Genomic DNA, 22,446 nt, shown 5'->3' with positions numbered 1-22,446 from the left:
GGAACGGACCGCGGCTGAGGTTTCACACTTTGGTACGGGGCTCAGTGCCCCGCGACGGCGCGCAGCCGGACTTCGGCGCGTCGCTCGGATGCCGCATCGGCGTCCGACTTGGCGCGCTCCAGTGCCCGCTCCGCGCGCTGGACGTCAATCTCGTCCGCGAGCTCGGCGATCTCGGCCAGCAGGGACAGCTTGTTGTCCGCGAACGAGATGAATCCGCCGTGCACCGCGGCGACGACGGTGCCGCCCTCGCTGGTACGGATGGTCACCGGGCCCGATTCCAGCACACCGAGAAGCGGCTGGTGACCGGGCATGACGCCGATGTCGCCGGACGTGGTGCGGGCGACAACAAGGGTGGCCTCGCCGGACCATACATTGCGGTCCGCCGCGACCAGCTCGACGTGCAGCTCAGCAGCCAAGGTGGCTCCTCGGGTCACCACCCGGCGGGTCAGCCGGGTGTTGGGTCAAATTCTAATGGGCGTGGGGAGAGGGACGGGACGCACCCGCCCCTCTCCTTCGAAACCTGCGAACCGGATGCGCTCCTCGCGGAGCGCGCCGGATCAGGAGACGCCCAGCTCCTTGGCGTTGGCCTTCAGGTCCTCGATGCCACCGCACATGAAGAACGCCTGCTCGGGGAAGTGGTCGTAGTCACCGTCGCAGATCGCGTTGAACGCGGTGATCGACTCGTCGAGCGGAACGTCCGAACCGTCCACGCCGGTGAACTGCTTCGCCACGTGGGTGTTCTGCGACAGGAAGCGCTCGACGCGACGGGCACGGTGGACAACGAGCTTGTCCTCCTCGCCCAGCTCGTCGATACCGAGGATCGCGATGATGTCCTGGAGGTCCTTGTACTTCTGCAGGATCCCCTTGACACGCATGGCGGCCGCGTAGTGGTCCGCCGCGATGTACCGCGGGTCGAGGATGCGGGACGTCGAGTCCAGCGGGTCCACGGCCGGGTAGATGCCCTTCTCGGAGATCGGACGGGAGAGAACCGTCGTCGCGTCGAGGTGGGCGAAGGTGGTCGCCGGCGCCGGGTCGGTCAGGTCGTCCGCGGGGACGTAGATCGCCTGCATGGAGGTGATCGAGTGACCACGGGTCGAGGTGATGCGCTCCTGGAGGAGACCCATCTCGTCGGCCAGGTTCGGCTGGTAACCCACCGCGGAGGGCATGCGGCCGAGCAGGGTCGACACCTCGGAACCGGCCTGGGTGTACCGGAAGATGTTGTCGATGAAGAACAGCACGTCCTGCTTCTGAACATCGCGGAAGTACTCCGCCATGGTCAGACCGGCGAGCGCGACGCGCAGACGGGTGCCCGGGGGCTCGTCCATCTGGCCGAAGACAAGGGCGGTCTTGTCGATGACGCCCGAGTCGCCCATTTCCTCGATGAGGTCGTTGCCCTCACGGGTACGCTCACCGACGCCCGCGAACACCGACACACCGTCGTGGTTGTTGGCGACGCGGTAGATCATTTCCTGGATCAGAACGGTCTTGCCGACACCGGCACCACCGAACAGACCGATCTTTCCACCCTTGACGTACGGGGTGAGAAGGTCGATGACCTTGACGCCGGTCTCGAACATCTCCGTCTTGGACTCGAGCTCGTCGAAGCTCGGGGCCTTGCGGTGGATGGGCCAGCGCTCGGTGACCTCGGCGTTCGCCTCGGGGTAGTTGAGCACCTCACCCAGGGTGTTGAACACCTTGCCCTTGGTGAAGTCACCGACGGGGACGGTGATGCCCTCGCCCGTGTCGGTCACCGGGGCCTGGCGGACCAGACCGTCGGTGGGCTGCATCGAGATGGTGCGGACCAGGCCGTCACCCAGGTGCTGGGCGACCTCAAGGGTCAGCGTCTTGAGCGCGCCGTCCTCGGCCGGGTCGGCGACCTGGACCTTCAGCGCGTTGTAGATGTCGGGCATCGCGTCGACGGGGAACTCCACGTCGACGACCGGGCCGATGACCCGGGCGACGCGGCCCGTGGCGGCGGCCGTCTCAACAGAGGTCGTCATTACTTGTCACTCCCCGCGGTCGCGTCGGCCATGGCGCTGGCGCCACCGACGATCTCGCTGATTTCCTGGGTGATTTCGGCCTGGCGGGCCGCGTTGGCAAGCCGGGAGAGGCTCTTGATGAGGTCTCCGGCGTTGTCGGTCGCCGACTTCATCGCGCGGCGGCGGGCGGCGTGCTCGGAAGCGGCCGACTGCAGCAGTGCGTTGTAGACACGGCTCTCGACGTAGCGCGGCAGAAGGGCGTCGAGGACGTCCTCCGCCGACGGCTCGAACTCGAACAGCGGAAGGATCTCGCCCTTCGCACCGTCCTCCTCCGCAGCCTTCTCGAGGCTGAGCGGCAGCATCCGGCCGTCCACCGCGTTCTGCGTCATCATCGACACGAATTCCGTGAAGACGATGTGCAGCTCGTCGACACCACCCTCGGCCGTCTCCAGCTGGATGGCCTCGATCAGCGGCGCCGCGACGCGCTTGGCGTCGGCGTAGGTCGGGCTGTCGGTGAAGCCGGTCCACGAGTCCGTGACCTTGCGCTCACGGAAGCCGTAGTAGGCGACACCCTTGCGGCCGACGATGTAGCTGTCGACCTCCTTGCCCTCAGCCCGCAGCCGCTCGGTGAGCCGGTCCGCCTGCTTGATGGCGTTCGAGGAGTAGCCGCCGGCCAGACCGCGGTCGCTCGTGATGAGCACGATCGCGGCGCGGGTCGGCGCCTCGACCTCGGTGGTCAGGGCGTGCTTGGTGTTCGAACCGGTCGCCACCGCGGTCACCGCACGGGTGAGCTCGGTCGCGTACGGCATCGACGCCGCCACCTTGCGCTGCGCCTTGACGATGCGCGAGGCGGCGATCATCTCCATCGCCTTGGTGATCTTCTTGGTCGCCGTGATGGCACGGATGCGACGCTTGTAGACCCGGAGCTGCGCTCCCATGAGTCAGGTCCCTTCCGTCGTCACTTGGAGACGTTGACGGCCGGAACGTCCTCGCCCAGGAGCTTTCCGTCCGAGGTCTCGAACTGCCGCTTGAAGGCGGCGATGGCGTCCGCGATCGAACCCAGGGTGTCGTCCGACATCTTGCCGCCGTCGGCGATGGAGGTGAGGAGGTCCTTGCGCTCGCGGCGCAGGTGCTCCAGCAGCTCCGACTCGAAGCGACGGATGTCGTTGACCGGGACGTCGTCCATCTTGCCGGTGGTGCCGGCCCAGACGGAGACGACCTGCTCCTCGACGGGCATCGGCTGGTACTGGCCCTGCTTCAGCAGCTCGACCATGCGCTTGCCGCGCTCCAGCGAGGCCTTCGACGCGGCGTCCAGGTCGGAACCGAAGGCGGCGAACGCCTCGAGCTCGCGGTACTGGGCCAGGTCGACGCGGAGACGACCCGAAACCTGCTTCATGGCCTTGTGCTGGGCGGAGCCACCGACGCGGGAGACCGAGATACCGACGTTCAGCGCCGGGCGCTGGCCCGCATTGAACAGGTCGGACTCCAGGAAGCACTGGCCGTCGGTGATGGAGATGACGTTGGTCGGGATGAACGCCGACACGTCGTTCGCCTTGGTCTCGACGATCGGCAGACCGGTCATCGAACCGGCACCCATCTCGTCGGACAGCTTCGCGCAGCGCTCCAGCAGACGGGAGTGCAGGTAGAAGACGTCACCCGGGTAGGCCTCACGGCCCGGCGGGCGGCGCAGCAGCAGCGACACGGCGCGGTAGGCGTCGGCCTGCTTCGACAGGTCGTCGAAGATGATCAGGACGTGCTTGCCGGCGTACATCCAGTGCTGGCCGATGGCGGAACCGGTGTACGGCGCCAGGTACTTGAAGCCGGCCGGGTCGGACGCCGGGGCCGCGACGATCGTCGTGTACTCGAGCGCGCCGGCCTCTTCCAGGGCGCCGCGAACGGACGCGATGGTCGAGCCCTTCTGGCCGATGGCGACGTAGATGCAGCGGACCTGCTTGTTCACGTCGCCGGAGCGCCAGTTGTCACGCTGGTTGATGATCGTGTCGACGGCCAGAGCGGTCTTACCCGTCTGACGGTCGCCGATGATCAGCTGACGCTGGCCACGGCCGATCGGCACCATCGCGTCGACGGCCTTGTAGCCGGTCTGCATGGGCTCGTGCACCGACTTACGGACCATTACGCCCGGGGCCTGCAGCTCGAGGGCGCGGCGGCCTTCGGTCGCGATCTCGCCGAGGCCGTCGATCGGGTTGCCGAGCGGGTCGACAACGCGGCCGAGGTAACCCTCGCCGACGCCTACGGAGAGAACCTCACCGGTGCGGTGCACCGGCTGGCCCTCCTCGATACCGCTGAACTCGCCGAGGACGATCGCACCGATCTCGCGCTCCTCGAGGTTGAGGGCGAGACCGAGGGTGCCGTCCTCGAACTTCAGCAGCTCGTTCGCCATGGCGGAGGGCAGGCCCTCCACCTTCGCGATGCCGTCGCCGGCAACGCTGACCGTTCCGACCTCCTCGCGCGAGGCCGCGTCCGGCTGGTACGACTGGACAAAGTTCTCCAGTGCGTCCCGGATCTCCTCCGGCCGGATCGTGAGCTCCGCCATCTGGGTTCCCTGCTCTCCTTGTTGGGCCTGAAGCTTCTTAGGGGTCTGGGGGCGACCCCCAGGAATCTTCTGCAAGTTCTGCACGGCCCAACCGGGCCGCTAGGAATGCGTTGTTCTAGTTGGTGGCTGGTCAGCCGGCCATGCGACGGGTCGCCTCGGTGAGGCGCTCCGCGATGGTGCCGTCGATGACCTCGTCACCGACCCGCACCTGGATTCCGCCGAGGACCGCGGGGTCCACGTCGAGGTTCAGGTGCATCTGGCGGCCGTACAGCTTCGCCAGCACCGCGCCGAGACGCTGCTTCTGCACGTCGCTGAGCGGAACCGCGGTGGTCACGGTGGCGACCATGCGGTTGCGGCGCTCGGCGGCGAGCGTGGAAAGGGACTCCAGTCCCGCTTCCAGGCTACGTCCACGCGGGTGCGTGACGAGACGCGTCACCAGGCGCTCGGTGACGGCGTTCGCCTTGCCGCCGAGCAGGCTGCGCAGCAGCTCGCTCTTGGCGGAGGCGGTGGCCGCACGGTCGGTCAGCGCGGCACGCAGCTCGGTGTTCGAGGAGACGATCCGCCCGAAGCGGAACACCTCGTCCTCGACGTCGTCGAGCGCGCCGGCCTTCTGGGCCGCCGTGAGGTCGGCGGTGGCCGCCAGCTCCTCCAGCGAGTCCACCAGGTCACGGGACTGCGACCAGCGGGACCGCGCCATACCGGACACCAGGTCGAGGGTCTCCCCGCCCACCTGGCCGGACAGCAGTCGGCCCACCAGCTCGGCCTTGGCCTCACCGGACTGCGCCGGGTCCGTGATGACCCGACGCAGCGAGACCTCACGGTCGAGCAGCGCGGTGACGGCTGCCAGCTCGCCGGCGAGCTTCGCCGCGTCGACGGACGAGTTGTCCGTCAGCGCGTCGAGACGCTCGCGCGCGGAGGCCAGCGCCTCGCGGCTCGCTCCGTTCATCGGGCCGCCTCGGCCTTCTCCTCAAGCTCGCTGAGGAAGCGGTCGATCGTACGGCTCTGCCGGGCGTGGTCCTCGAGGGACTCGCCGACGAGCTTTCCGGCCAGGTCGGTGGCAAGCTTGCCGACGTCCTGGCGCAGCGCCTGAGCGGCGGCCTTGCGGTCGGCCGCGATCTGGGCGTGGCCGGCAGCGATGATCTCCTCACGCTGCCGCTGGCCCTCTGCGCGCAGTTCTTCCTTGAGCGCAGTGCCCTGCTCCAGCGCTTCCTGGCGCAGGCGCGCGGCCTCGTGCCGGGCTTCGGCGAGCTGGGCCTTGTACTGCTCCAGAACGCTCTGAGCCTCGGTCTGAGCGGCTTCTGCCTTCTCGATACCGCCCTCGATCGCCGCGTGGCGCTCGTCCAGAACCTTGTTGATGTTCGGGAGGAGCTTCTTCGCGAGGAAACCGAAGACGATGACGAAGGCGATCAGACCGATGACGAGCTCGGGGATCGGCGGGATGAGAGGGTTTTCCATCTCAGCCGCGAGAACCAGGAGGTTCACATCAGTGCCTTTCGTCTAATCGGACTAGTGGGTGCGGTTCGTCTTAGTAGACGAACGGCATGACCAGACCGATGAGGGCGAGCGCCTCACAGAAGGCGAAACCGAGGATCTGGTTGGCGCGGATCAGACCGGCGGCCTCGGGCTGGCGGGCGAGGGCCTGGGTGCCGTTACCGAAGATGATGCCGACGCCGACGCCGGGGCCGATGGCCGCGAGGCCGTAACCAACGGAGCTGAGGGAACCGGTGACGCCTTCGGCGGCGGCGAGGATCTGGGACATGCCAGTTCTTCCTTCTCTTTCACGGATCCGGTGGGGGTTGGCCACCGGACGACAAGGGGGTTTGGGAGTGGGCCGACTCAGTGGTGCTCGGCGAGCGCGCCCTGGATGAAGCTGCAGGCCAGGAGGACGAAGACGTACGCCTGGACAGCCTGGATGAAGAGCTCGAAGGCGGTCATCACGATCACCATCACGAACGAGACACCCGCGTAGGCGATGCCGATGCCGTTCAGCAGGTACCAGCTGGCGATCGTGAAGAGCAGCAGCAGGGTGTGACCGGCGAACATGTTCGCGAAGAGTCGGACCGCGTGGGTGAACGGGCGCACCAGGACGTTCGAGAAGAACTCGATGACCATGACCAGCGGGAGGACCGGGCCGAGCGACTTGTCGTAGCCCGTCAGGTTCTTGAAGCCGCCGACGAAGCCGTGACGCTTGAAGGTCACCGACATCCAGATGAAGTACACGATCGCGGCGAGGATGGCCGGGTACGCGATGATCGCGGTCACCGGGAACTGGGCCACGGGGACGATCGACCAGACGTTCAGGATCCACACGAAGAAGAACAGCGAGACCATGAAGGGGACGTACTTCTCGCCCTCCTTCTTGCCCAGCGTCTCGTAGACGATCCCGCGGCGCACGAAGTCGTAGCCGGCCTCGGCGACCATCTGCAGCTTGCCGGGGACGACCTTCGGCTTGCCGAAGGCGGCCCAGAAGAAGCCCACGATGATCAGGGAGCCCAGGAGGGCCAGCAGCATCGGCTTGTTGAAGTACGTGCTGGTGGTGCCGGGCTCGCCCCACAGCGGCTCGAAGAGGAACGAGTGCAGGCCCGGTCCGGGGAAGCCACATCCGTCGAAGATGTGACAGTCGGTCTCGAAGGCGAGGACCTGCGTCGGGTCAGCACTCACCGCGGGCTCCTTCAGCGTGGCGCATAGGTACGGCAACCTCGTTGTGTCGGCGCGGCGAGAAGCCGCGGTTCGGCACTGGACTGGTGTTACGGATGGTGGGGCGGCAGTCAGGCATCGAGCCTCGCGATGGAACAGGCGTCAGCTCAGGTGCCCGCGCCCGCAGTGCCGCATATGGCACCGGACGATAGCAGGATCTCGAACGCGCACTTATCCCGGCCCTACCCTTCACGTCTTCGGCCCCGAATTTCCGGGCTTGTCGCCCGGCGTCGAGTCCGGTTCCACGTAAAGGATCTTGGCCTTCATGTGAGCACGGGTCTGCGCGGCGATCCACACGAGGGTGGTCGCCACGAGCGTGATCGCGAAGGCCTTGGGGTTGAACAGAGTGGTGTTCTTGAACGCGGCGAGAAAGACGAAGAGCAGCAGGATCTGGGCCGCGTAGAGCATGAGCCCCATGGCCTGGAAGAGATGCGGAAGCGATTTCGCCGTGCGCTGCAGGACGACGAATCCGATGCCCATGAACAGGATCACCAGCAGCGTCGCGATGACGGCACCGAGCGCCCCCTTGCCACCGGCCACGACGGCACTGATCGCAGCGGCGACAGCGCCGGCGACAGCCGTGGGCACGGCGGCTTGCAGGAGAGATCGGACGTCGTTTGACCGCATGGCGGTTTGCTCCGCGTGGTGGTGGGGGCACGGGACTCGTACGGGACGAGCGTAAGCCCGGTCCGAGTGAGGTCCTCGGGCCAATGGACCGTCGCACTACGGTCCTTCGGCTCTGTCGCCGGGTTTAGTGAACGGTATCACAAACTATTTGATGAGAGCTTTACCTGGTGGGTGTGCTGACTGTCACACATGAGAGGGACCCTGCGCGTGTGTGCGCGACAACCGGCAATCTTGTGTGCTAAAGGGCGTTGATGTCCGACATGCACCCGCCGTCGTCAGCGCGTCGACTCAGCCTTACGCCGGTCGGGGAAGCGCGAACGGGGGCCCACGGCGGTCGCCCCGTTGACGCCGGACACCCCCGCCGCGATCGGCCTGACGGGCTCCGGCTCGGCACCCGAGTCGTCCTGCAGGGCAGCCTCCGCCGCGGCCTCCGCGGCTCGTGCGGCGTGCCGGTAGCGCGGCGGGACCAGGCCCTCGGCCCAGCGCGGTGCGCGCGGGGTGAAGCGCGGCAGGAGCAGCAGGATCAGGCCCACGGCGCTCAGTGCGGCGATGGCGAGCACGATCCACATCGAGGTGGAGTGCACCGAATAGGCCACCGCACCGAAGGCGATGAGCCCCGACCAGAAGTACATGATGAGCACCGCGCGGCTGTGCGAATGCCCGAGCTCCAGCAGCCGGTGGTGCAGGTGTCCGCGGTCGGCGGCGAAGGGCGACTGACCCTTCCACGTACGCCGGACGATGGCCAGGACCAGGTCGGCCACCGGGATCGCGATGATGGTCAGCGGCAGCACCAGCGGCATGAAGACGGGGAGCATCGCGTGCGTCGCGTTGCGCTCACCGCCGGCGAACAGGGCCATCGCGTCCGGGTCCACCTGGCCGGTCATGGAGATCGCGGCGGCGGCGAGCACCAGGCCGATGAGCATCGAGCCCGAGTCGCCCATGAAGATGCGCGCCGGGTGCATGTTGTGCGGCAGGAAGCCGAGGCACATGCCCATCAGGATCGCGGCGAAGAGGGTCGCGGGGGCAGCCGCCTCGATGCCGTAGCCGAACCAGATCCGGTAGCCGTAGAGGAAGAACGCGCACGCGGCGATGCAGACCATGCCGGCGGCCAGGCCGTCGAGGCCGTCGACGAAGTTCACGGCGTTGATGGTGATGACGACGAGCGCGACGGTGAGCAGGTTGCCCTGCCACTGGGTGAGCGCGACCGTGCCGATGAAGGGCACCGGGAGCCACAGCATCGTCAGGCCCTGCATGACCATCACACCGGCGGCGATCATCTGCGCGCCGAGCTTGATCAGGGCGTCGATCTCGAACTTGTCGTCGAGCACGCCGATGAGCCAGATCAGGGCCGCTCCGGAGAGCAGTGCGCGCGGTTCGTTCGACAGCTCGAAGACGCCGTTGAGGTTGCGCAGGTGGTCGGCGACGAGCAGGCCGGCGCACAGTCCGCCGAACATCGCGATGCCGCCGAGGCGCGGGGTGGGCTCGCGGTGCACGTCGCGGGCACGGATCTCCGGCATGGCCCCGGCCGCGATCGCGAACTTCCGCACGGGCCCGGTCAGCAGGTAGGTCACCGCCACCGTGACGCAAAGCGTCAGCAGATATTCACGCACTGGCTGCCCCAGATGTATCGCCGGCCATCTCAGCCCCACACATTAGCTGCGATGTCCCCTCCACCGAGGACGCGAGGGGGCCGCATCCCGGTTGCAGTACGCCCCGCTTGCCCCCATTACTCCCCGTAAGGGGGAAATTCCCTCGTGAGATCGGCGACCTCCGTACGGGTCTTCGCGCCGTCCCCGCGCAGTGCGCGGGCGAAGAGACCCGCGATCTCGGCCATCTGCGCCTCCGCCATGCCCTGGGTGGTGACGGCCGCGGTCCCGAGCCGGATCCCGCGCTGGTCCCCGTACGGGAGGGCGCAGGTGTCGAGCACGATCCCGGCGGCGGCCAGCAGGCCCCGGGCGGTCGGGCCGTCCAGGCCCAGCGGTGCCGGGTCCGCGGTGATCAGGTGGGTGTCGGTACCGCCGGTGGTGATCGCGAACCCGTGCTCCTCCAGCGCCTGCGCGAGCACCCGGGCGTTGGCGACGACCCGGTGGGCGTAGGTGGTGAAGGCGGGGGTCGCCGCCTCGCCGAACGCAACGGCCTTGGCGGCGATGGAGTGCATCTGGGCGCCGCCCTGCGTGAAGGGGAACACCGCCCGGTCGATGCGCTCGGCGAATTCGGAGCCGCACAGGATCATCCCGCCACGTGGACCGCGCAGCACCTTGTGCGTGGTCGCGCACACGACGTCGGCGTAGGGGACGGGGCTGGGCGCGGCCCCGCCGGCCACGAGCCCGATCGGATGGGCCGCGTCGGCGATGAAGTAGGCACCCACCTCGTCGGCGATCTCCCGGAACACCGAGTACTCGGGGTGGCGGGGATAGGAGATGGAGCCGCACACGATCGCCTTGGGCCGGTGCGTGCGGGCCAGCTCCTGGACCTGCCGGTAGTCGATGAGCCCCGTCTCGGCGTCGACCCCGTACCCGACGAAGTCGAACCAGCGTCCGGAGAAGTTGGCGGGCGAGCCGTGCGTGAGGTGCCCGCCGTACGGGAGCCCCATCGCCAGCACGGTGTCCCCTGGCCTCAGCAGCGCCGCGTAGGCGGCCAGCACGGCGGAAGAACCCGAATGCGGCTGGACGTTGGCGTGCTCGGCCCCGAACAGCGCGGTGGCCCGCTCCATGGCGACCCGCTCGGCCACGTCGACGTACTCGCACCCGCCGTGGTAGCGGGCACCGGGGTACCCCTCGGCGTACTTGTTGGCGAGCACCGACCCGAGCGCGGCGAGCACCGCGCCGGAGGTGAAGTTCTCGGCGGCGATCATCTGCAGCGTGCCGGCCTGCCGTTGCCGCTCCCCGGCGAGTACGTCGGCCATCTGCGGATCCTGCTGCCGCAACAGGTCCGTGGGCTGGGTGATGACGCTCATGGCGCGACTCCAGGGGCTACCGGGTACCAGCCACTGTAGGCCCCGGAGTGCCGAAATGCCCCCTTTGACCGCCATTAAGCCCGTCCGGCGTTTGAGGACCGGGGTCCGGGGCGGAGCCCCGGGAAACGGAGAAAGGGCGGGGCGGGGACCAGCTCCGCGCAGCGGAACCCGCACCGCACCGCCCACCCCCAACGGCTCAGCGCGAAGCGGGAACGCCCGTCAGGGCAGTGACGACAGGCTCCAGCGCCTGGTTGATCTCGTCGCCGATCGAGCGGAAGAAGGTGATCGGCGCCCCGTACGGGTCGTACACCTCGTCCGCGTCCGGCGACGGCGCCAGCAGCCACCCCCGCAGCGCCGCGGCGGCCCGCACCAGCGCCCGCGCCCGCTCCGCCATGCCGTCGTCCAGCGGCGGCAGCGTGGCCGGGTCTATGGCCCGCACCAGCCGGGTGAACTCCTTCAGCGTGAAGGTCCGCAGCCCGGCCGAGTGCCCCATCGAGATGACCTGCGCCCGGTGGTCCCGCGTGGCGGTCAGCACCAGGTCGGCCCGGATGACGTGCTCGTCCAGCAGTTCCCGCCCGGTGAAACCGGACGCATCCGCTCCGAAGTCCGCCAGCACCGCGGCCGCGTTCGCCTCCATCGGGGCCCCCTCGTGGCCCCAGGTACCGGCGCTCTCCACGATGAGGTCCCCGGAGACGAGCCCGCCCAGCCGGTGCGACAGGGCGTGCCGCGTCAGCCGCTCGGTGATCGGCGAGCGGCAGACGTTGCCGGTGCTGACGTGGAGTATGCGGAACGAGTCCTTCGCTATGCCACGCCCCTCAGGGCTCACGGGGCGACCTCGAGGTCGGGTACGACCTCCCGCAGCTGCTCGGCGGTGAGCGCACCGGCCCGCAGCAGCACCGGGACCTTCCCCGTGACGTCGACGATCGACGACGGCTCGATACCGGGCGTCGGCCCGCCGTCCAGGTACACGGAGACGGAGTCCCCGAGCATCTGGCGCGCGGCGTCGCAGTCTTCGGGCGCCGGCTGGCCGGAGATGTTCGCCGAGGAGACGGCCATCGGGCCGACCTCGGTCAGCAGCTCGATCGCGACGGGGTGCAGCGGCATCCGCACGGCGACGGTGCCCTGGGTGTCCCCCAGGTCCCACGCCAGCGACGGCTGGTGCTTGGCGACGAGCGTCAGTGCGCCCGGCCAGAAGGCGTCGACGAGCTCCCACGCCTGCTCGGAGAAGTCCGTGACCAGGCCGTGCAGGGTGTTCGGGGAGCCGATGAGCACCGGGGTGGGCATGCCGCGGCCGCGGCCCTTGGCGGCGAGGAGGTCGTGGACGGCCTCCGGGCTGAAGGCGTCCGCCCCGATCCCGTACAGGGTGTCGGTGGGCAGCACGACGAGCTCGCCACGGCGGACGGCGGATGCGGCCTCGCGCAGGCCCGTCTTGCGGTCCGTCGCGTCGTTGCAGTCGTATCGCCGGGCCATCAGCGGGCCTCCTCAAGCAGCGGGGGGGTCACGGGAAGGATCGCGCCCATCACGGCAGGGCCTTGCGGGCGGTCGCGAAACGCGGGCGGTTGTTGAGGTCGGGGTGGTCTGCGGCGTCGGCCCAGCCCCGCTCCTCGGCGAAGATCCACGGGACCTGGCCGCCCTGGGTGTCGGCGTGCTCGATGACGACGATGCCGCCCGGCCGCAGCAGCCGGTGCGCGGTGCGCTCGATGCCGCGGATGGTGTCGAGGCCGTCCTCGCCGGAGAACAGGGCCATCTCCGGGTCGTGGTCACGGGCCTCGGGGGCGACGTACTCCCACTCGGTGAGCGGGATGTACGGCGGGTTGGAGATGACGAGGTCCACCTGCCCGTCCAGCTCGGGCAGCGCGCTGAGCGCGTCGCCCTGGTGGACGGTGACCCGGGAGCCCTCGGCGTTCTTGCGGGTCCACCGCAGCGCGTCCTCGGACAGCTCGACCGCGTGCACGCGCGAGCGGGGCACCTCCTGCGCCATGGCCAGCGCGATCGCGCCGGAGCCGGTGCACAGGTCGACGATCAGCGGCTCGACGACGTCCATCGCGCGCACGGCGTGTATGGCCCAGTCCACGACCGACTCGGTCTCGGGCCGGGGCACGAACACCCCGGGACCGACCTGGAGCTCCAGGTACCGGAAGAACGCGCGGCCGGTGATGTGCTGGAGCGGCTCGCGCGCCTCGCGGCGGGCGACGGCCTCCCAGTAGCGGGCGTCGAAGTCCGCGTCCTTGACGTGGTGCAGTTCCCCCCGTTTGACGCCGTGCACGAAGGCCGCGAGCTCTTCCGCGTCGAAACGCGGTGAGGGCACGCCGGCGGCGGCCAGCCGCTGGGTGGCCTGGGCCACCTCGGCAAGCAGCAAGTTCACGCTGGTCCTCCGGGCTGCTGTCGTACGGGGGGGGTGGTACGGGGTGGTTCCGCGGTACTGCGCGTCCGCCTACTGCGCGGCTGCGAGCTTGGCGGCGGAGTCGGCGTCGACGCAGGCCTGGATGACCGAGTCGAGGTCGCCGTCGAGCACCTGGTCCAAGTTGTACGCCTTGAATCCGGTGCGGTGGTCCGAGATCCGGTTTTCCGGGAAGTTGTACGTACGGATCTTCTCGGAACGGTCCACGGAGCGCACCTGGCTGCGGCGCACGTCGGAGGCCTCCTGCTCGGCGGCTTCCTGGGCGGCGGCCAGCAGGCGCGAACGCAGGATGCGCATGGCCTGCTCCTTGTTCTGGAGCTGGCTCTTCTCGTTCTGGCAGGAGGCGACCACACCGGTCGGGAGGTGCGTGATGCGCACGGCCGAGTCGGTGGTGTTGACGGACTGGCCGCCGGGGCCGGAGGAGCGGTACACGTCGATGCGCAGGTCGTTCGCGTTGATCTCGACCTCGACCTCCTCGGCCTCCGGGGTGACGAGCACGCCGGCGGCGGAGGTGTGGATGCGGCCCTGCGACTCGGTGGCCGGAACGCGCTGGACGCGGTGCACGCCGCCCTCGTACTTCAGGCGGGCCCACACGCCCTGGCCGGGCTCGGTGGCGCCGTTGCCGCCCTTGGTGCGGACGGAGACCTGGACGTCCTTGTAGCCGCCGAGCTCGGACTCGGTGGCGTCGATGATCTCGGTCTTCCAGCCCACGCGCTCGGCGTAGCGCAGGTACATGCGCAGCAGGTCGCCGGCGAACAGCGCCGACTCGTCGCCGCCCGCGCCCGCCTTGACCTCGAGGAGCACGTCCTTGTCGTCACTGGGGTCGCGCGGGACCAGCAGCAGGCGGAGCTTCTCGGTGAGCTCCTCGCGCTGGGCGCTGAGCTCCTTGACCTCGGCCGCGAAGTCGGGGTCGTCGGCCGCGAGCTCCTTGGCCGTCTCGATGTCCTCGGCCGACTGCTTCCACGCCCGGAAGGTCGCGATGATCGGGGTCAGCTCCGCGTAGCGCTTGTTCAGCTTGCGCGCGTTGGCCTGATCCGAGTGCACCGAAGGGTCGGCGAGCTTCTTCTCGAGGTCGGCGTGTTCGCCAACCAGTTCCTCGACCGCCTCGAACATCGGGAGACTCCTGGGGTAAAAGTACGAAAGGGCTGCAAGTGGTCAGGGACCGGGACGACGACAAAGGCGCCGGTCCAGCCGCCCCCGGATGGTCAGGGGGCGACCGGAAACCGGCGCCTGGGTCGCGCTACTTCTTGGCCGCACCCTTGCCGAAGCGGGCCTCGAAGCGGGCCACACGGCCACCGGTGTCGAGGATCTTCTGCTTGCCCGTGTAGAACGGGTGGCACTCGGAGCAGACCTCGGCACGGATGGTGCCTTCGGTCAGGGTGCTACGGGTGGTGAACGACGCGCCACAGGTGCAGCTGACCTGGGTCTCGACGTACTCGGGGTGAACATCGCGCTTCAAGGTGTCTCCTAGATTCGGGAGGGCGCCGGGTCGCAGGAGCCGAATTGCGCACTGCGTGAACCGGGGCCGACAGACCAGTCTGCCAGGACCGGGCTGCCTGTCAAAATTCTGAGGACGCATCCCTCAACGGAGGCGGACCGGCATCTATTCCTGCAGGCCCCGAAGACGTCGTCACCGGACGACGGAACCTGCCGTGCCCTTGTCGCCGGTGGAGTTCGCGGTGGCCTCGGCGGGGATCGGCCGGTCTGCCAGGAGGGCGTCCCAGACGAGCTGGCACTCCTTCTTCAGGGGCGCCACGCGGTTGGGGTCGATCGCGTCCGTGGTGACCGGCAGCGTGATCATGTGCATGTTCTGGGAGTCGATGCCCTGCAGGCTCTGGGCGAAGCCCATGAGGGACTTCACGTCGCCGAGCGCCTTGTCGGTGGTGAGCGCCTTGGTGCCGGTGTCGGCGAGGTCGAGCAGCTTCTTCGGGTTGTCGAACAGCCCGACGGTCTTGACCTGCTTGATCAGCGCCTTGATGAAGGCCTGCTGGAGCTGTATCCGGCCGAGGTCGCCGCCGTCCCCGACGGCGTGGCGGGTACGGACCAGGCCGAGCGCCTGCTCGCCGTTCAGCCGGTTGGGGCCGGCCGGGAGGTCCAGGTGGCTGTAGGAGTCCTTGAGGGGCTTGGTGGTGGTCACCTCGACCCCGCCGAGGGTGTCGATGATCTTCTTGAAGCCCGTGAAGTCGACCTCGATGTAGTGGTCCATGCGGATGCCCGACATCTTCTCGACGGTTTTGACCGCGCAGGCGGCCCCGCCGATCGTGTAGGCCTCGTTGAACTGCCGGCGCTGGCCGCCCGGGTCGGTCTTGCCGTTGCCCGTGGGGCACGAGGGGCGGGCGGTCATCGTGTCGCGGGGTATGGAGACGATGCTGGCCTGCTTGTGGCCCTCGTACAGGTGGACGATCATCGCCGTGTCGGCGCGGGCGGAGCCGCCGTCGTCCTGGCCGTACTCGGAGTTCTCGCCGCCGCGGGAGTCGGAGCCGAGGACGAGGATGTCCATCGAACCGTTGTCGATGTTCTGCGGGCGGTCCTTGCCCAGCGCCTGGTCGATGTCGACCGTCTTCAGGTTGCCGTTCAGCTTGAAGTAGAACCAGCCCAGGCCCGCCCCGCCCAGCAGGACCACACCGGCAGCGCTCCAGGCGGCTATGACGAGGCCCCTGCGGCGCTTCGCGGGCTTACGGCGTCGCCGGCCCGCGGCACGGTGGCCGGCGCCGTTGCTGTCCTGGCTCATGCTCTCCTCAGTCCTGAATGCGGGTCCCCTGTCCCTTGTCACAGACGGCCGAACGTCCCTCAGGGTTCCAAGGCCGCCGAGGGGCCCGTGCCGGGGCAACGAAGGGCGCGTTCCGCCACGAACCTTGCGTAACCCCACCCTCACCTGCGGTTTCCCTGCGGCGCACAGCCCCGCAGCCTCCGGTTCGGGCGGGGCCGGCGTGTGGCGAAGGTCGCACGGTACGAAGACGGCCGCCCCCGTCGCGCGTGCGACGGGGGCGGCCGTGTTCTGCGAGCCGATGACTCAGTCGTCGTTCTTGCCCGACGGAGTCGTCTTCGCGATCTGCATCAGGAACTCGGCGTTCGACTTCGTCTGCTTCATCTTGTCGAGCAGCAGCTCGATCGCCTGCTGCGAGTCGAGCGCGTGCAGCACCCGGCGCAGCTTCCAGACGATGGCGAGCTCCTCCGCGTTGAGGAGGATCTCCTCCTTGCGGGTGCCCGACGGGTCGACGTCGACGGCCGGGAAGATGCGCTTGTCGGCGAGCTTCCGGTCGAGCTTGAGCTCCATGTTGCCGGTGCCCTTGAACTCCTCGAAGATCACCTCGTCCATGCGCGAGCCGGTGTCGACCAGCGCGGTGGCCAGGATGGTCAGCGAGCCGCCGTCCTCGATGTTGCGCGCGGCACCGAAGAAGCGCTTCGGCGGGTACAGCGCGGTCGAGTCGACACCACCGGACAGGATGCGGCCGGAGGCGGGCGCCGCGAGGTTGTACGCGCGGCCCAGACGGGTGATGGAGTCCAGCAGGACGACCACGTCGTGACCCAGCTCGACGAGACGCTTGGCGCGCTCGATGGCCAGCTCGGCAACGGTGGTGTGGTCCTCGGCCGGGCGGTCGAAGGTCGAGGAGATGACCTCGCCCTTGACCGACCGCTGCATGTCGGTGACCTCTTCCGGACGCTCGTCGACCAGGACGACCATCAGGTGGCACTCGGGGTTGTTCGTGGTGATCGCGTTGGCGATCGCCTGCATGATCATGGTCTTGCCGGTCTTCGGCGGGGCCACGATCAGGCCTCGCTGACCCTTTCCGATCGGCGACACGAGGTCGATGATGCGGGTCGTCAGCACGCCCGGGTCGGTCTCCAGGCGGAGCCGGTCCTGCGGGTACAGCGGGGTCAGCTTCTGGAACTCCGGCCGTCCGCGCCCGGATTCGGGAGCCATGCCGTTGACGGAGTCCAGTCGCACGAGTGCGTTGAACTTCTCGCGGCGCTCGCCGTCCTTGGGCTGGCGCACGGCACCGGTGGTGTGGTCACCCTTGCGCAGACCCGCCTTGCGGACCTGGGCGAGGGAGACGTACACGTCGTTGGGGCCGGGCAGGTAGCCCGAGGTCCGGATGAACGCGTAGTTGTCGAGGATGTCGAGGATGCCCGCGACGGGGATCAGCACGTCGTCGTCGGCGACCTGCGGCTCGTTCGGCGCGAACTCGTCGCGGCCGCGACGGCCACGGCGGTCGCGGTAGCGGCCGCGACGGCCACGACGGCCGCCCTCGTCGTCGAAGTCGTCCTGCGGCCCGTTGTCCTGGGGGCCCTGACGGTCCTGACGGCCCTGCTGGCCCTGACCCTGGCCGCGGCCGCCGCCCTGCTGCTGGCGGTCGCCGCGCTCGGCGCGGTCCTGACGGCCGCCCTGGCCGCCCTGCGCGCCCTGGCCCTGGCCGCCCTGGCCCTGCTCGTCGGCCTTGGCACCGCGCTCGCGGCGGCTCTGACGGTCACCGCGCTCGGCGCGGTCCCCGCGGTCACGACGGTCGCGACGGCCGCGGCCCTCGCCGTCCTGAGCAGGAGCGGAGACCGCGGTCGCGGCCTCGGCCTTGGCGTCGGCCTGCGGAGCCGCGACCGTCTCGGTCTTCTGCTCGACCTGCACGACGGTGGCGGGAGCCGAGCCCTCCGGGCTGCCGGACGGGGCGGTGGCCCGACGGCGGCGGCGCTCGCCGACCGGCGCGTCCTCGCTGGCCGGCTGGCCCGGGATCTCGATCTGCGCCGGAGCGGCGGCGGGCTTCTCGGCGGGCGCCTCGGCGGCGGCCTCGCCCGTGCGGGCCTTGCTGGTGGCACGGCGCTTCGGCTTGGCCTCGGCGGCCTCGCCGGCGGCGGCGGAGGCTGCGGCCTTGGGGGCGCCGCCACCCGCCTGCGCCTCCTTGATGACCTCGATCAGCTGGCTCTTGCGCATCCGCGCGGTGCCCCTGATGCCGAGGCCGGACGCGACCTGCTGGAGCTCTGCGAGGACCATGCCGTCAAGGCCGGTGCCGGTGCGGCGACGCTTGGGCGCGGCGCCCGCGGCGGGAGCACTGGTGTCGACAGAGGTGTCGGCAGCGCCCATCAGATCGGTGGTGTCGCTCACGAAGGGTCCTTCCCTGGAGCGGACGTCGGCCTGTCTGGCTCGGCGACCGGTTGTGCTGTCCGACGACGGTCCTAGGTGTGGACCGTGCCGGGGCGGTGGTCCGCCGGTGGGAGATACGGCGGAAAGAAACGTGCGTGGCTGGTTCCGGCGAGAAGCCCCCGAGCTGAAAGCGTGGGAATGTCACGCCGATTCCGGAGCGTGCTCGAAACTGCTGGAAGTGATCAAAGCAGTCGGGGAGGCTCCCGGAAGAAAGGTGGTCCCGGATGGGGACACTGAGCACCGAGCCATGACGGCTTCCGATGCGCACTTGAGACTAACACTACCGGATCCAACAGATATTCCCCCTCTCGATCACCGGCAATCGCGCTGCTTCCGCGCGGGCGGCCTGCCCTGACCGCCCGCCCCTGGCCGGCTCTGATCTGTCCTAGCCGCCCTGGGTACCCAGCGGAAGCACGCTCGCACCCGCGGCGTCGAGCGCGAGCCGGTTCGCGGCCCACCCCTCGCCCGCGAGCTGCGCGACCTTGTCGGCCGCGTCGTTGTCGACCAGCGCGAGGACCGTGGGGCCCGCGCCGGAGATGACCGCGGGGATGCCGTCCGCCCGCAGTCGGTTGACGAGTGCCACGCTCTCGGGCATCGCCGGGGACCGGTACTCCTGGTGGAGCCGGTCTTCGGTGGCCGGCAGCAGGAACTCGGGACGCCTGGTCAGGGCCTCCACCAGCAGACCTGCGCGACCTGCGTTGACGGCCGCGTCCACGTGCGGGACAGTGCGCGGCAGCAGGCCGCGCGCGGTCTCCGTGAGGACGGGCTTGGAAGGTACGAAGACCACCGGAACGATGGAATCGGCGGGGTCCATCCGGATCGCCTTGGCGCTGCCCCCGTCCATCCACGCCAGGGTGAAGCCGCCGAGCAGACAGGCGGCGACGTTGTCGGGGTGGCCCTCGATCTCGGTGGCCAGCTCCAGCAGCGCCGCGTCGTCGAGCTTGGCCTCGCCGCCTATGGTCACGGCGCGGGCGGCGACGATGCCGGCGCAGATGGCGGCGGAGGAGGAGCCGAGGCCACGGCCGTGCGGGATGCGGTTGGCGCAGACGACCTCGAGGCCGCGCGGCTGTCCGCCCAGCAGGTCGAAGGCGGTGCGCATGGAGCGTACGAGCAGGTGACTCTCGTCCCGCGGGAGGGTGTCGGCACCCTCGCCCGCGATGTCGATGTTCAGGCCGGAGTCGGCCACCCGGACGACTACGTCGTCGTAGAGCCCCAGGGCCAGGCCGAGGGCATCGAAGCCCGGGCCGAGATTGGCACTGCTGGCGGGGACGCGCACCCGTACGGCGGCGGCGCGGAACGCTGGACCGGCCATCGTCCGAAGACACTCCTTGTGACTGTGCGAGAACTTCGCTCTTCGCTGGCTCGCTGCGAAATGTACTTGAGAACGTACGACACCCGAAGGCCCTCTGGGCAGCACCACGGTCATATGCGCGGTGGCGGATGTAAGTACAGCGTATCGAAGGAAGGTTCTCTCGCGACATAGGGCGCACAGGAGGCGCACGATGCGTGTCGCACCCTTCGAACGCTCGGACCGGTTCGAGACCGGTCCGAGACCGGTTTCGACGGCCCCTTTATGGCCGTACGGGGTGAGTTGCCGGGTTCCGGAGGGCGTCGCGGCCCTCCGGAACTCCGGGAACTTCCAAAACCGGCTCCGGCGTCAGACCAGGCCGAGCCGGATCGCGGCGGCCTCGGCGTCCACCGGAACGGTGACCGGCTGCGGAGCGCCGGCGATCGCCCAGTCGGGGTCCTTCAGGCCGTTGCCGGTGACCGTGCACACGATCTTCTGGCCGGGGTCGACCAGGCCCTGCTCGGCGGCCTTGAGCAGACCCGCCACCGAAGCGGCCGAGGCGGGCTCGACGAAGACGCCCTCCTGGGAGGCCAACAGCCGGTAGGCGGCCAGGATCTGGCGGTCCGTCACCTCGTCGATGAAACCGCCCGACTCGTCGCGCGCGGCCAGCGCGTAGTCCCACGAGGCCGGGTTGCCGATGCGGATCGCGGTGGCGATGGTGTGCGGCTCCTTGACGACCTCGCCGCGCACGATCGGCGCGGAACCGGAGGCCTGGAAACCCCACACGCGGGGCGTACGGGAGGCCAGGCCGTCGGCCTTGTACTCCTTGAAGCCCTTCCAGTACGCGGTGATGTTGCCGGCGTTGCCGACGGGCAGCACGTGGATGTCGGGCGCGTCACCGAGCGCGTCGACGATCTCGAACGCAGCCGTCTTCTGACCCTCGATGCGTACCGGGTTGACCGAATTGACCAGCGCCACCGGGTAGTTGTCGGACAGCGAGCGGGCCAGGTCGAGGCAGTCGTCGAAATTGCCGTCCACCTGGAGGATCTTCGCGCCGTGCACGAGGGCCTGGCCCATCTTGCCCAGCGCGATCTTGCCGCGGGGCACGAGCACCGCGGAGACCATCCCGGCGCGCACCGCGTACGCGGCGGCCGAGGCCGAGGTGTTGCCGGTGGAGGCGCAGATGACGGCCTTGGCGCCGTCCTCCTTGGCCTTGGTGATGGCCATCGTCATACCGCGGTCCTTGAAGGACCCGGTCGGGTTCGCGCCCTCGACCTTGAGGTGCACCTCGCAGCCGGTGCGCTCGGAGAGCACCTGAGCGGGGACGAGAGGAGTGCCACCCTCGCGGAGCGTGACCACGGGAGTCGTGTCCGTCACCGGCAGGCGGTCCCGGTACTCCTCGATGATGCCGCGCCACTGGTGGGTGCGATTGCTGCTCATGGGTCCTTACTCCCCTTCAACACGCATGATGCTGGCGACACCGCGGACGGTGTCCAGCTTCCGCAGCGCCTCGACGGTCCCGGAGAGGGCGGCGTCGGGCGCGCGGTGGGTGACGACGACGAGGGAGGCCTCGCCGTCCTTGCCCTGCTGCCGCACGGTGTCGATGGAGACTCCGTGCTCCGCGAAGGTGGTCGCCACCTGGGCGAGCACGCCCGGCTTGTCCGCCACATCGAGGCTGATGTGGTAGCGGGTGACGACGTCCCCCATGGGGCTGACCGGCAGCTGGGTGTACGCCGACTCGCCGGGCCCCGTTGCCTCGGCGAGCTTGTTGCGGCAGACGGCGACGAGGTCGCCGAGGACCGCGGACGCGGTCGGAGAACCGCCCGCGCCGGGCCCGTAGAACATGAGCCGCCCGGCGGCCTCCGCCTCGACGAAGACCGCGTTGTACGCCTCGCGGACGGAGGCGAGCGGGTGGGTGAGCGGGATCATCGCGGGGTGCACGCGCGCGGTGACGGACTCGCCGTCGGCGGCCCGCTCCAGGATGGCGAGCAGCTTGATCGTGCAGCCCATCCGCTTGGCGGAGGCGAAGTCCGCGGCGCTGACCTCGGTCATGCCCTCGCGGTAGACGTCGTCGAGGCGGACGCGGGTGTGGAAGGCGATGCCGGCCAGGATCGCGGCCTTGGCGGCGGCGTCGTAGCCCTCGACGTCGGCGGTGGGGTCGGCCTCGGCGTACCCGAGGGCCGTGGCCTCGTCGAGCGCCTCCTGGTAGCCGGCGCCGGTGGAGTCCATCTTGTCGAGGATGAAGTTCGTCGTTCCGTTGACGATGCCCATCACGCGGTTGATCTTGTCGCCCGCGAGGGACTCGCGCATCGGCCGGACCAGCGGGATCGCGCCGGCGACGGCGGCCTCGTAGTACAGGTCCAGCCCGTGGGTCTCGGCGGCGGCGTGCAGCGCCGCACCGTCCTGCGCGAGCAGCGCCTTGTTGGCGGAGACGACGGAGATGCCGTTCTCGAACGCGGTGGTGATCAGTGTCCGGGCGGGCTCGATGCCGCCGATGACCTCGATGGCCACGTCGATGTCGCCGCGTTTGAGCAGCGCGGTCGCATCGGTGGTGATGAGCGCCGGGTCGATCCCCTCGCGCACCTTGGAGGGACGACGCACCGCGACGCCGGCGAGCTCGACGGGCGCGCCGATCCTGGCCGTCAGATCGTCGGCGTGCGTCGTCATGATGCGGGCAACTTCCGAGCCGACCACTCCACAGCCCAGCAGCGCCACCTTCAGCGGACGCGTACGCATCATTCGACCTACGCCTTTCGATCTTCCATCAGTACCCCGCGCGCGGCTTGCGCGCGGGGTGAGAACGCGGGGTG

The 22,446-nt window shown here is 69.4% G+C and carries 21 protein-coding genes; all 21 read right to left on the bottom strand.

Annotated elements, in window-relative coordinates; translation table 11 throughout:
• Positions 1-41: 41 nt before the first annotated feature.
• Positions 42-416 (bottom strand): F0F1 ATP synthase subunit epsilon, encoded by a 375-nt coding sequence (locus ACIGFK_RS21525; RefSeq protein WP_329379191.1) that lies wholly within the window; start codon positions 414-416, stop codon positions 42-44.
• A 141-nt stretch (positions 417-557) separates the two neighbouring features.
• Positions 558-2,000 carry a F0F1 ATP synthase subunit beta gene (gene atpD / locus ACIGFK_RS21520; protein ID WP_054224704.1) on the bottom strand — a complete coding sequence of 481 codons (1,443 nt, stop codon included), beginning with the start codon at positions 1,998-2,000 and terminating at the stop codon, positions 558-560.
• Positions 2,000-2,917 (bottom strand): F0F1 ATP synthase subunit gamma, encoded by a 918-nt coding sequence (locus tag ACIGFK_RS21515; RefSeq protein WP_376658942.1) that lies wholly within the window; start codon positions 2,915-2,917, stop codon positions 2,000-2,002. Before ACIGFK_RS21515 ends, atpD begins: the two co-directional genes overlap by 1 nt.
• 20 nt (positions 2,918-2,937) lie before the next feature.
• On the bottom strand, positions 2,938-4,533 hold the full coding sequence (gene atpA / locus ACIGFK_RS21510) for a F0F1 ATP synthase subunit alpha (protein WP_376658941.1): 1,596 nt from the start codon (positions 4,531-4,533) through the stop codon (positions 2,938-2,940).
• A gap of 130 nt (positions 4,534-4,663) precedes the next feature.
• Positions 4,664-5,479 (bottom strand): F0F1 ATP synthase subunit delta, encoded by an 816-nt coding sequence (locus ACIGFK_RS21505; RefSeq protein WP_376658940.1) that lies wholly within the window; start codon positions 5,477-5,479, stop codon positions 4,664-4,666.
• The gene (locus ACIGFK_RS21500; RefSeq protein WP_376658939.1) at positions 5,476-5,988 is read right to left on the bottom strand and encodes a F0F1 ATP synthase subunit B; all 513 of its coding nucleotides are present in this window, start codon (positions 5,986-5,988) and stop codon (positions 5,476-5,478) included. Before ACIGFK_RS21500 ends, ACIGFK_RS21505 begins: the two co-directional genes overlap by 4 nt.
• A gap of 70 nt (positions 5,989-6,058) precedes the next feature.
• Positions 6,059-6,292: an ATP synthase F0 subunit C gene (atpE, locus tag ACIGFK_RS21495; protein ID WP_030857147.1), complete on the bottom strand. Its 234-nt coding sequence runs from the start codon at positions 6,290-6,292 to the stop codon at positions 6,059-6,061.
• A 77-nt stretch (positions 6,293-6,369) separates the two neighbouring features.
• Positions 6,370-7,209, bottom strand: coding sequence for a F0F1 ATP synthase subunit A (gene atpB, locus ACIGFK_RS21490; protein WP_376658952.1), 840 nt, complete (start codon positions 7,207-7,209; stop codon positions 6,370-6,372).
• Positions 7,210-7,419: 210 nt separating this feature from the next.
• Positions 7,420-7,857 carry a hypothetical protein gene (locus ACIGFK_RS21485; protein WP_376658938.1) on the bottom strand — a complete coding sequence of 146 codons (438 nt, stop codon included), beginning with the start codon at positions 7,855-7,857 and terminating at the stop codon, positions 7,420-7,422.
• A 275-nt stretch (positions 7,858-8,132) separates the two neighbouring features.
• Entirely contained in the window at positions 8,133-9,467 is a 1,335-nt protein-coding gene (locus ACIGFK_RS21480; protein ID WP_376658937.1) for an MraY family glycosyltransferase, read from the bottom strand.
• Positions 9,468-9,583: 116 nt separating this feature from the next.
• Positions 9,584-10,813 carry a serine hydroxymethyltransferase gene (glyA, locus tag ACIGFK_RS21475; protein ID WP_376658936.1) on the bottom strand — a complete coding sequence of 410 codons (1,230 nt, stop codon included), beginning with the start codon at positions 10,811-10,813 and terminating at the stop codon, positions 9,584-9,586.
• 196 nt (positions 10,814-11,009) lie between these two features.
• Complete coding sequence (locus ACIGFK_RS21470; protein ID WP_376658935.1) at positions 11,010-11,639, bottom strand: protein-tyrosine-phosphatase; 630 nt, start codon at positions 11,637-11,639, stop codon at positions 11,010-11,012.
• Complete coding sequence (locus ACIGFK_RS21465; RefSeq protein ID WP_376658934.1) at positions 11,636-12,283, bottom strand: L-threonylcarbamoyladenylate synthase; 648 nt, start codon at positions 12,281-12,283, stop codon at positions 11,636-11,638. The genes ACIGFK_RS21470 and ACIGFK_RS21465 overlap by 4 nt, the downstream gene beginning before the upstream one ends.
• A gap of 49 nt (positions 12,284-12,332) precedes the next feature.
• Positions 12,333-13,178 carry a peptide chain release factor N(5)-glutamine methyltransferase gene (prmC, locus tag ACIGFK_RS21460; protein ID WP_030008688.1) on the bottom strand — a complete coding sequence of 282 codons (846 nt, stop codon included), beginning with the start codon at positions 13,176-13,178 and terminating at the stop codon, positions 12,333-12,335.
• Positions 13,179-13,247: 69 nt separating this feature from the next.
• Complete coding sequence (gene prfA / locus ACIGFK_RS21455) at positions 13,248-14,327, bottom strand: peptide chain release factor 1 (RefSeq protein ID WP_376658933.1); 1,080 nt, start codon at positions 14,325-14,327, stop codon at positions 13,248-13,250.
• A gap of 127 nt (positions 14,328-14,454) precedes the next feature.
• Positions 14,455-14,673 (bottom strand): 50S ribosomal protein L31, encoded by a 219-nt coding sequence (gene rpmE, locus ACIGFK_RS21450; RefSeq protein WP_007266580.1) that lies wholly within the window; start codon positions 14,671-14,673, stop codon positions 14,455-14,457.
• Between the two features lie 171 nt (positions 14,674-14,844).
• The gene (locus ACIGFK_RS21445; RefSeq protein ID WP_376658932.1) at positions 14,845-15,945 is read right to left on the bottom strand and encodes an LCP family protein; all 1,101 of its coding nucleotides are present in this window, start codon (positions 15,943-15,945) and stop codon (positions 14,845-14,847) included.
• Between the two features lie 282 nt (positions 15,946-16,227).
• Positions 16,228-18,309 carry a transcription termination factor Rho gene (gene rho, locus ACIGFK_RS21440; protein WP_376662369.1) on the bottom strand — a complete coding sequence of 694 codons (2,082 nt, stop codon included), beginning with the start codon at positions 18,307-18,309 and terminating at the stop codon, positions 16,228-16,230.
• A 424-nt stretch (positions 18,310-18,733) separates the two neighbouring features.
• Complete coding sequence (thrB, locus tag ACIGFK_RS21435) at positions 18,734-19,660, bottom strand: homoserine kinase (protein WP_069921954.1); 927 nt, start codon at positions 19,658-19,660, stop codon at positions 18,734-18,736.
• Between the two features lie 345 nt (positions 19,661-20,005).
• Entirely contained in the window at positions 20,006-21,076 is a 1,071-nt protein-coding gene (gene thrC / locus ACIGFK_RS21430) for a threonine synthase (protein WP_376657953.1), read from the bottom strand.
• Between the two features lie 6 nt (positions 21,077-21,082).
• A complete protein-coding gene (locus ACIGFK_RS21425) occupies positions 21,083-22,372 on the bottom strand; it encodes a homoserine dehydrogenase (RefSeq protein WP_365166373.1) in 1,290 nt (429 codons plus the stop codon).
• Between the last annotated feature and the right edge of the window lie 74 nt (positions 22,373-22,446).

Origin of the sequence: Streptomyces sp. NPDC085524 (assembly GCF_044541755.1) — a bacterium.
In the GTDB taxonomy this organism is placed as follows: domain Bacteria; phylum Actinomycetota; class Actinomycetes; order Streptomycetales; family Streptomycetaceae; genus Streptomyces.
Note: the sequence above shows the minus strand (reverse complement) of the source record. Positions and strands in the feature narration are given on the sequence as shown.

Excerpts from the sequence above, each read along its gene's own strand:
- atpD (WP_054224704.1), bottom strand. The coding sequence starts at position 2,000 with ATGACGACCTCTGTTGAGACGGCCGCCGCCACGGGCCGCGTCGCCCGG.
- ACIGFK_RS21515 (WP_376658942.1), bottom strand. The coding sequence starts at position 2,917 with ATGGGAGCGCAGCTCCGGGTCTACAAGCGTCGCATCCGTGCCATCACG.
- atpA (WP_376658941.1), bottom strand. The coding sequence starts at position 4,533 with ATGGCGGAGCTCACGATCCGGCCGGAGGAGATCCGGGACGCACTGGAG.
- ACIGFK_RS21505 (WP_376658940.1), bottom strand. The coding sequence starts at position 5,479 with ATGAACGGAGCGAGCCGCGAGGCGCTGGCCTCCGCGCGCGAGCGTCTC.
- ACIGFK_RS21500 (WP_376658939.1), bottom strand. The coding sequence starts at position 5,988 with ATGGAAAACCCTCTCATCCCGCCGATCCCCGAGCTCGTCATCGGTCTG.
- atpE (WP_030857147.1), bottom strand. The coding sequence starts at position 6,292 with ATGTCCCAGATCCTCGCCGCCGCCGAAGGCGTCACCGGTTCCCTCAGC.
- ACIGFK_RS21485 (WP_376658938.1), bottom strand. The coding sequence starts at position 7,857 with ATGCGGTCAAACGACGTCCGATCTCTCCTGCAAGCCGCCGTGCCCACG.
- glyA (WP_376658936.1), bottom strand. The coding sequence starts at position 10,813 with ATGAGCGTCATCACCCAGCCCACGGACCTGTTGCGGCAGCAGGATCCG.
- ACIGFK_RS21465 (WP_376658934.1), bottom strand. The coding sequence starts at position 12,283 with ATGGCCCGGCGATACGACTGCAACGACGCGACGGACCGCAAGACGGGC.
- prfA (WP_376658933.1), bottom strand. The coding sequence starts at position 14,327 with ATGTTCGAGGCGGTCGAGGAACTGGTTGGCGAACACGCCGACCTCGAG.
- ACIGFK_RS21445 (WP_376658932.1), bottom strand. The coding sequence starts at position 15,945 with ATGAGCCAGGACAGCAACGGCGCCGGCCACCGTGCCGCGGGCCGGCGA.
- thrB (WP_069921954.1), bottom strand. The coding sequence starts at position 19,660 with ATGGCCGGTCCAGCGTTCCGCGCCGCCGCCGTACGGGTGCGCGTCCCC.
- thrC (WP_376657953.1), bottom strand. The coding sequence starts at position 21,076 with ATGAGCAGCAATCGCACCCACCAGTGGCGCGGCATCATCGAGGAGTAC.
- ACIGFK_RS21425 (WP_365166373.1), bottom strand. The coding sequence starts at position 22,372 with ATGCGTACGCGTCCGCTGAAGGTGGCGCTGCTGGGCTGTGGAGTGGTC.